The following is an 8,672-nucleotide window of genomic DNA, read 5'->3' on the forward strand; positions in this document are numbered from 1 at the left end:
GCATTTACCTAAGGAACAACAGAAGAAAGCTTTATTCTACGGACTCATCGGTGCTTACATCTTTAGATTTGTAGCTATTGGTGTGGGGACATTCCTAGTTCAAATTACTTGGATTAAAGTACTTGGTGGTGTATATCTCCTCTGGATTGCGATCAGTAATCTCTTCTTCAAGAAACATGAAGAGGATGAGAATGGTGAAATGAAGAGCAAAGGTCTTTCCTTCTGGCGCACGGTATTAGCGGTAGAAGTAATGGATATTGCATTTAGTGTGGATAGCGTGCTTGCTGCTTTTGGTGTCAGTGAAAAGGTCTGGGTATTGTTCCTCGGAGGTATCTTGGGCGTACTCATGATGAGAGGCGTGGCACAAGTCTTCTTGAAATTAATTGATAAAATTCCGGAATTGGAAAAAACAGCGTTCATTCTTATTATCGTTATCGGTCTTAAGATGATCGCCGGAGCATTTGGCTTCGAAATCTCTCATGTTCTCTTCTTCTCCGTGATTATTGTTCTGTTTGGCGGTACTATTGTTCTCAGCCTACTGCGCAATAAGAACAAATCGGAATCTCATAATTAAAAAGAGGGCATAATTGAAACTGTGCATCATATCTTTGAATAAGATGATATTAAATCATTCAAAGAAGGTGCACAGCATGATAATAGGCGGGTTTATACTCTTTGGAATTATTCTCGTAGTCATTGTCGTCGCAGCCTCTGAAAAAGCGGAATCTGTCTCCAAATTTATCGATAAATAGACACCTCTGAAACCTGTAAAGGTTTCTTTTTTTTGATTCGATTTGGTAGAATATAAAGATAGAGTTGAAAAGATGGCAGTTAAGAAAAAAGGAGCTGTAACATGCTGCAATTAAGCGATAGTCAGCTTGCAACAATGTGGACTCAAGGGGACTCCAAAGCGTTTAGCCGACTTCTTGAGCTGTATAAGGACAAAATTTACCGATTAGCCTATCGAATGCTGCGCAACAAATCGGATTCGGAGGATGTCGTACAAGAGACGTTTCTACGGGCGTATCAGCACTCCCATCGCTTTGACGCAAGCAAGAATTTCTCTACTTGGATTTTTAGCATTGGGAAAAATGTAGCCATTGATTTTTTGCGTAAAAAGAAGTCGGAGTTATCCATGGATACGAATCCAAATCCGTTTCAAGATGCGATGCCTTTCTATGATAAGCTGACTAGCTTTGAGAAAACACCTGAACTTCAATTAATTGAGCAAGAAACAGCTGAGCAAGTAGAGCTAATGATACGCGAACTACCAGATAAATATAAAACGCTGATCGTGTATAAATACTTTTTAGATATGTCTTTAGAAGATATCAGCAAAGAAGTGAACTTACCTGTTACGACGATCAAAACAAGGCTTTTTCGCGGCCGAAATTTCATTAAGCGCAAATGGGGTTCACTGTTCTTCATGCTGCAAAGCCTGACATCGGTTATTATTTTTTAAACATATCATTCTAGCAGACAGAGGAGCATCCTAATGAGCACTTCCAAAATTGAAGCACCAAAGATGCCGAAAGTGTTGCCTTCGATATCACTACCTGATGAGGGGATGGACTCGGAAGATAGTTTCCATACGGGAATTATAAGCGATTGTACAATTGATAATCAGAAAGCGTCGAAAGTTGCTTTTGATAAAATTATTTTTCGAAATGTCACGTTCACGCGAATTGCAATGAAAGATATTGAATTGACGGATGTAATCTTCGAAAGATGTGATTTATCAAACGTAGATTTTGGAGAAGCAACGATTCACAGAACTGAATTTAGAAATTGTAAGATTATCGGGATGGATATGACTGGAGCAACGATTCGCAATGTGCTATTCGATACTTGTTTAGGGGATTATGTTAATTTCCGGATGGCTAATTGCAGACAAGTTACTTTCCAAGAGTGTTCGCTCTTAAGTGCCGATTTCTATGAGACAACACTGCAGAAGATGTATTTTGAAGAATGTAAGCTGGATCGAGCTCAGTTCACGGGGGCTAAGTTGGCAGGAATTGATCTTAGTTCCTGTGATTTCACAAGTCTAGGCGTAGGTGTAGAAGAATTGCGCGGCTGCATCATTTCTAGAGGTYAAGCTTCCGTATTTGCAAGTCTTTTTGGGCTTATACTAAAGGAATAAAGGGTTCAGTGAAATGAGGGGCAACTGTGAAATTTGGTTTTGATATTGATGATACACTCATTAATTTAAGAGAGCATGCTTTTCATATCTATAATCGCAGGTTGAATCAAAATATCGGTTTAGACGTGTTTCAGGCTTTGACTACGATGGAGATTCATGATGCTTTCGGGTTGACGAAAGAAGAGGGAGGGAAGCTCTGGCTGAGCCTCCGCGATGATATTTATTACTYAGACTGCGCTCCATTCCCGCATGCACGAGAGATCTTACATGAGTTAGTTAAGCAGGGTCATGAGGTTTACTATATTACGGCAAGAGCGAAAGAGCATACGGAACGGACGCGTGAGTGGCTTGTTCAGAATGGGTTTCCCGTCGAGGAAGACCATTTCTATTGCGGAATGAGTGATTCCGAGAAAGTACATATTATTGAAGATTTGAAACTGGATTATTATTTTGACGATAAGCCGAAAGTTCTCGAGACCTTATCTCAATTGCCAGTGAAAGCCTATGTCAAAGACCGATCCTACAATCAGCATCTCAATTTGCCGCGGATAACTTCTTGGGATCAGTTGTGGGAAGAGCTGAAATCATAGCAAGCGGTATAGTTACAAATTGACTGCATCACCTGGTTGTAAGGAAAGTAAATGTTCGATACCTTCAGATGCTAGCTGCTTAAGCAGGGCATCTGTTTCTTTTTTTGGTGCATGGACCAGAAGTTTATATGGGCTGTTCAACGATTGAGTCATTTTGCGTACATCTGGTAATCCTTGATGGATTTTGTATCGAACCATTCTTAATTGACAGCCGCGCTCTTCTTCGCTCATCGCTAGAAGTCGCTGTGCTCTTGTTCCCATAGCGACGTGTCCGGTTAAGAGAATGCAATTCGTAATTTTTGTACGAAGCTGCTCGTAGTACCATTGGGATTTGGGAGATTGCATCATCCCATCACTCGTGAACCAGATAGCTGCCCGTGAATTGGCCATATCCTCATGTAATAATCGCTTTCGCTGATCCTCATTCTGGATTACTTCAAAGCATTCGTTATTCAATGCCTCCGTGAGACTACGTTCCATGCCTGGTTTCAGCCAACTGGGGTGCTGGAGCATTAGCTCCATGGCTTGAATGAGCTCTGCTTCGGCACGTATGGGCGTTTCTGGGAAACGCTGACGCAGAAGCAAGAGCAGATCTTGTCCTCTCCCGCAAACAGGAACAGGCAGCAGAAGCTGACCACCTTCATCTATAATTTCCTCAGCCGTAATGAAAAGCTTTTCCAGCTTCTCGTTTTGATACTCGGCATCGGTACTATAGGCAGCATCAATAATCACAGCATCTAGAGGTATGCTTCCATTAATGATGTCCTCTGGTACATCCGTACCCAGCAACAGGGAATCCTCACTGTAATCTCCGGAAAAGAACAATCGCTTCCCATCGATTTCCAGTAGCATCCATATCGAACCTAGCATATGTCCACTGCGCCCCCAACACATGCGAAGYGTTGGAGAGAGTTCAATCCACTGCTGAGGCGGAGCTATATCTTCGATGAAAGCGTATTGGACACGAGCGATATCCGTTTCATCATAGGGCAGCTCTCCACCTTGCTGTTTGACGTGTTTCTCCCAAGCTGCATAATAACCAGGAAGCTGTTGTGCGGTCAGTCGGGTCGTCCATACCTTGCCGGAATAACCTAGCTTGTATAACCAAGGGATGGCGATCGAGTGATCCTCATGCGCATGAGAAAGAAAAACAGCGCCCAAGTCAGCAACTTTGATCGGATCGAGCTGGGGGTATTCCCCGCATCCTTCGCGTTTAACTCCACAATCGAGCAAAATCGATGTTTGTTCATTACCTATCCAATAACAGGAGCGGCCGTGTTCGCCAGCGCCGCCCCAAACGTTCAATTGCATCATTCCACATTCCACTTTCTGTTCGTATTCATGTTGTTCACGATAAGCAGCAGCACTGTTGTGAGACCGACGGAAACGACGGCCATCGCCATGCCGAGCGAAATTTGACCTTGTTCAAATTGAGCAAAAATATAGGTGGCCGACGTTTGCATCGACGGCGGAAGCACCATCAGCGAGGCGACAAGCTCCCTGAGCGAGATGGTGAAGGTCATCATCCAGCCGGCAATAATACCCGGCAGGAGCAGTGGCAGGACAATACGTCGGAACACGTACAAGGGTTGCCCGCCGAAGACTTGCCCGGCTTGCCGCAAGGATTCGTCCAGCTGGCCGTTACGTGCCTTGACGTATTGCACGGTATACGGCAGGAAGAACACCACGTAAGTGAGGACGACCATGCCGTAGGTGTTGTAGAGATGCAGCGGCATCCATGGCGCATTCCATAACATAATGAGTCCAACGACGAGGACCATATCCGGCACTGTGTTCGGCAGCAGGCTGAACATATCCGTTATGCGCTGCGGCAGCCGCTTGGCGCGGCCGATCGTTAAGGCGAACCAAGTGCCAAGCGCGGCTGCTAAGCATGCGGCGAGCAGGGCGAGCCCGAGGCTGTTCAGCAGCGCTTTCATGCTCGGTGAGCCCCACTGCAGCAGCTCGCCGTAATGAAGCAGCGTCAGATTACTCCAGGCCAGCCCGCCTCCCCTGAGCTTCATCAGCGAGGCTGAAATGATGGAGAAATACGGGATGCCGATGGATGCGGCGAGTAATAGAGCCACATAAAGCCAGGCTAACGTTTTCTGCCAGCCGAGATAGAAGGCGACTTTGTCACGAGTGCCCTTGCCACCGACAAGGTTATAAGAATTCCGGCGGACTACTACGGACTGTATGTACCAAAGCACAAGGCAGGCCAGCAACAGTAGGGAAGCCAGCGATGTTGCTTTACCAAAGTCGACAGGCCAACTGGAGATAGAAGCTTGGATTTCGGTGGTTAACACGAAATACCCGATGCGCCGGCCGAATGTTGCCGGCGTGCCGAATTCAGCTAATGTTTTGACGAAGATGAGCAGAGCGCCCATGACATAGCTAGAGAACACAAGCGGCAGCATGACGCGGCGAAATGAGTAGAGAAAGCTCGCCCCGTGAACAGCGGCAGCTTCTTCTTTGTTGCTGCCTACTTGAAGAATCGCATTGCGTAAAATTAAATACAGAAACGGAAACAAATGAAGGCTCATGATCGTAATCATTCCAAATAAGCTGAAGAAATGGCTGCTGATCCATTGCGCCCCTGGGAAAAATTGCTCGAGATATCCACGAGGCTGCATAAATAAAATCCATCCCATGGAGCCAATATACGGCGGAGTCATGAAAGGAATGAGCAGCACAATATCTAGCCAGCGATGCTTGCGAAGCGGCGTTTTGGCCATGATCCAAGCTAACGGCAGTGCAAGCAGCGTACAACCAACAACGACCCAAATGCCGAGCATTAAAGAGTGACTGAATACACCAGTAAGATCTTTCTCCAATACAACTCGAATGGGTGCCAATAAATCGAGCGAACCCTTCACCCAAATACTTTTGAAAGATACAAATAAAAGAGGAAGGACGACCAGCATTGCTAGAAGCAGCAATGCCAGAAACGTCCCCGTACGTTTGAATATCATTTAATCGTCATCCCCGTCCGGAGCTTACTTTTTGAACAATTGCGTGAATTTCTGTGTCACACCGGCTTGATTATCATTCATCCAATTCCAGTCAACTTTAATTGTAGGAATGTCTTTTGCACTTACTCTTCCTTGTACTTGGATATCGCTGCGTCCAGAAAGTAGGTAGGCGTCAGTAACCATTTTTTGGGCTTCGTCAGAAAGTAGATATTCAATAAATGCCTTAGAACTATCAACATTTTTGCTCGACTTCATAATCATGGCAGGTCGAGGTGAAATAACAGTTCCACTTGCTGGATAAATTAAATCAATTGGCTCGCCTTTTGCTTTGGAAGCATATGTCATGTAGTCAACACTAGCCATTACGATGCTTTTAGCACCCGAAATAACAGGATCCATTGCTTCTTGGTTTGCTCCTGCAATAATAGCGCCATTCGCTTTCACTTTACCAAACAAGTCCCAAGCGGAATCGCCGTTTTTATTAGCGTAGCCGGTCATGAAATCAAGTGCAGAACCAGATTGAGCAGGATCCGGAATATTCACTTTATCTTTCCATTCTGGATTGGTTAGATCGCTCCACTCTTTTGGAGGGTTGGTAACGGTTTTGGTGTTGTAAGCAATACCTAATGCAGATAGGCTGTAGCTGAAATAATTTCCATCTTTATCGGAATAATCAGTGATCAGCTTGTCGGCATTTTTAGCTTCTTTGAAAGGAAGTGTTAATCCACTTTTTGTCATACCAATAGCTGAAGGGAGGGAAGCTAATACAACTACGTCTACAACTGGATTTGCTTTCTCAGCTTCCATACGAGCTAAGATCTTGCCTGTTGTGCCTTGGAACATTTCAACTTCCACACCTGTTTTAGCTTGAAAGCCTTTTTGGATTTTTGTAGCGAGATCAGCCGGTCCAGCGCTGTATACAACAATTTTTCCACTAAGCTTTTTAGCTTCAGGCGTTGGTGCCACTGTAGCAGCAGCCGTTGAAGCTGCTGGTGCAGCTGGAGTAGCTGTAGATGGGCTTGAATTGGATGTCTTACTGGCTGTGCCACAACCTGTTAAGCCAACACCTAATAGAACGGACATCAAAGCTATGGTACTCACTTGAAGGTTTTTCTTCATTTTCGTTTTCATTTTACATACACCCTCTCAATTTGTTTAATTACAACTCACTACAACTGATGAATCTGCTCTTTTGAAATATAAAGGTTTACATTTTCACCTATAGCCAAACGTGATGGATGATAGGCCATCCAAACATCTTTCTCACCAATGTCTACACTAATTTCATAACGCTCGCCGATATAGCTGACTGCTTGTACTTCCCCTGAATACATAAGGTCTTGCTCCGTCAAGCGTTCCCAACGGATATGCTCAGGGCGAATGAGCCGCTTGTCTGTCTCCAGCCAATTGGTTTTACCAATAAAACGGGCTGTAAACGGGTGGGTAGGCTTGCGATAGATAGCCTCAGGTGTGTCTTTTTGTAAAATGACCCCGCTTTGCATAACGACAATTTCATCTGACATGGACATGGCTTCGATCTGGTCGTGCGTCACATATATGGCCGTGAAGCCAATATTTCGCACCAGATTCATAAGTTCGATACGCATTTCTTCGCGTAATAGAGCGTCCAAAGCACTCATGGGCTCATCGAATAAGACAAGCTGTGGACGGACCACAATAGCCCGAGCAAGTGCGACTCGCTGTTGCTGACCGCCTGACAGTTGATGGGGATATCGCTTCTCCATTCCGAGCAGTTGAACCAGATCAATAGCTTCCATTGCACGTTGACGCCAATTTGTTGTATCGCCTTTTGCCTTGAGCCCGAAAGCAACATTCTCCAAGACCGTCAAATGCGGCCAAAGGGCAAAATCTTGAAACACCATACCAAAATCTCGTTGATGAACGGGGCGGTTAATTCTGCGGTTCTTGGAGAAGAGACACACATCTCCCAAATGAATCTCGCCTTGATCAGGAGATTCGAGACCTGCAATGATTCGGAGTAATGTTGTCTTACCGCACCCAGATGGTCCTAACAAAGTTGTGAATTTCCCTTTGGTAAGGGTTAGTTGAATGTCCTTGAGCGCCGGCGAGGCACCGAAGGATTTGTTAATACCTTGAAGTTGTAAAGTCATCTCAAGCTTCCTTCCGTTCTTAGGAACAATCTAAGTTTAGGCGAGCAAAATCAGCGGAGTGTCAACGTAAGGTAAATCTATTGTTAAGTTTTTGTTGGGAAACTATTATTCTCCATAGATTTTTTCTATAATGGTTTTGCGAGCAATGAATGATAAGGAGAATCTTACAATGAACTGGAATCTAATTAAGCTGCAAATCGTTGAATTAATAGATAAACACAAACGAATTACCACAGTTGCCGATCAATTAGGGTTGAAGCAGCCGACAGTTTCCTTCCATATGAAAAGTATGGAGCAAGAGTTGGGCGTGGGATTATTTTATTCAAAAGCAGGGAAAGTGCATTTGACAGAAGCCGGACAATCCTTGAACCACTATGCGAAGAAGATTAATGCACTAGCTCAAGAAGCGGAGCGAGTTGTGAAGGAATTCGATGAAAGAGGGAGTGGACACTTGAAAATTGGAGCAAGCTATGTGCCTGGCACATATGTGCTTCCAAGCATTTTGAGTGGATTCTCTAAACTTTATCCACAAATTTCGATTTCTCTCACGATCAGGACCTCTCCTGTCATTCAGGAAATGCTCTTGAATCATGAAATCGATATTGGCATAATGTCGGCGGAACCGTTCCAATGGGCGCCACTGATTGGAGAAACGTTATGTGAAGACGAGTTGGTCTTCTTTTTTAACCCGAAACATCGTTTGGCAAGACAAGCTAATCTCCATCCAGAGGTGCTAAAGGACGTTCCTTTTATTTTGCATGGACAAGAGTCTAGTACGCGTACCATGACATTGAAATGGGCCAAAAGCTTAGGCATTGAACTCAAACCCGTCATGGAGATG

The 8,672-nt window shown here is 44.6% G+C and carries 9 protein-coding genes; 5 read left to right on the forward strand and 4 right to left on the reverse strand.

Going from position 1 to position 8,672, the window contains the following annotated elements:
* From AC1DUA_RS12440 to AC1DUA_RS12455, 4 genes are all read left to right on the forward strand, one after another.
* A partial coding sequence (locus AC1DUA_RS12440) for a DUF475 domain-containing protein (protein ID WP_477500051.1) occupies positions 1 to 574 on the forward strand: 574 nt, incomplete at its 5' end.
* A 279-nt stretch (positions 575 to 853) separates the two neighbouring features.
* Positions 854 to 1,462 carry a sigma-70 family RNA polymerase sigma factor gene (locus tag AC1DUA_RS12445; RefSeq protein ID WP_477500052.1) on the forward strand — a complete coding sequence of 203 codons (609 nt, stop codon included), beginning with the start codon at positions 854 to 856 and terminating at the stop codon, positions 1,460 to 1,462.
* 33 nt (positions 1,463 to 1,495) lie between these two features.
* Positions 1,496 to 2,140, forward strand: a complete 645-nt coding sequence (locus AC1DUA_RS12450; RefSeq protein ID WP_477500053.1) for a pentapeptide repeat-containing protein — start codon at positions 1,496 to 1,498, stop codon at positions 2,138 to 2,140.
* Positions 2,141 to 2,166: 26 nt separating this feature from the next.
* Positions 2,167 to 2,730, forward strand: coding sequence for a 5' nucleotidase, NT5C type (locus AC1DUA_RS12455; RefSeq protein WP_477500054.1), 564 nt, complete (start codon positions 2,167 to 2,169; stop codon positions 2,728 to 2,730).
* Positions 2,731 to 2,742: 12 nt separating this feature from the next.
* Here AC1DUA_RS12455 and AC1DUA_RS12460 read toward each other — a convergent pair whose 3' ends face one another.
* Genes AC1DUA_RS12460 through AC1DUA_RS12475 form a run of 4 tightly spaced genes read right to left on the reverse strand, consistent with a single transcriptional unit; the run spans position 2,743 to position 7,831 of the window.
* Complete coding sequence (locus tag AC1DUA_RS12460; RefSeq protein ID WP_477500055.1) at positions 2,743 to 4,044, reverse strand: MBL fold metallo-hydrolase; 1,302 nt, start codon at positions 4,042 to 4,044, stop codon at positions 2,743 to 2,745.
* On the reverse strand, positions 4,041 to 5,699 hold the full coding sequence (locus AC1DUA_RS12465) for an ABC transporter permease (protein WP_477500056.1): 1,659 nt from the start codon (positions 5,697 to 5,699) through the stop codon (positions 4,041 to 4,043). Before AC1DUA_RS12465 ends, AC1DUA_RS12460 begins: the two co-directional genes overlap by 4 nt.
* 24 nt (positions 5,700 to 5,723) lie before the next feature.
* Positions 5,724 to 6,830: an ABC transporter substrate-binding protein gene (locus AC1DUA_RS12470; protein ID WP_477500057.1), complete on the reverse strand. Its 1,107-nt coding sequence runs from the start codon at positions 6,828 to 6,830 to the stop codon at positions 5,724 to 5,726.
* A 38-nt stretch (positions 6,831 to 6,868) separates the two neighbouring features.
* Positions 6,869 to 7,831 carry an ABC transporter ATP-binding protein gene (locus AC1DUA_RS12475; RefSeq protein ID WP_477500058.1) on the reverse strand — a complete coding sequence of 321 codons (963 nt, stop codon included), beginning with the start codon at positions 7,829 to 7,831 and terminating at the stop codon, positions 6,869 to 6,871.
* Between the two features lie 169 nt (positions 7,832 to 8,000).
* Between AC1DUA_RS12475 and AC1DUA_RS12480 the strand changes: the two genes are divergently transcribed.
* The coding region (locus AC1DUA_RS12480) for a LysR substrate-binding domain-containing protein (RefSeq protein ID WP_477500059.1) at positions 8,001 to 8,672 on the forward strand (672 nt) is incomplete at its 3' end.

The sequence above is a fragment of the Paenibacillus sp. 01T422 genome, from assembly GCF_056398785.1.

Coding starts and splice junctions, on each gene's coding strand:
- AC1DUA_RS12445 (WP_477500052.1), top strand. CDS start 854: ATGCTGCAATTAAGCGATAGTCAGCTTGCAACAATGTGGACTCAAGGG.
- AC1DUA_RS12465 (WP_477500056.1), bottom strand. CDS start 5,699: ATGATATTCAAACGTACGGGGACGTTTCTGGCATTGCTGCTTCTAGCA.
- AC1DUA_RS12470 (WP_477500057.1), bottom strand. CDS start 6,830: ATGAAAACGAAAATGAAGAAAAACCTTCAAGTGAGTACCATAGCTTTG.
- AC1DUA_RS12475 (WP_477500058.1), bottom strand. CDS start 7,831: ATGACTTTACAACTTCAAGGTATTAACAAATCCTTCGGTGCCTCGCCG.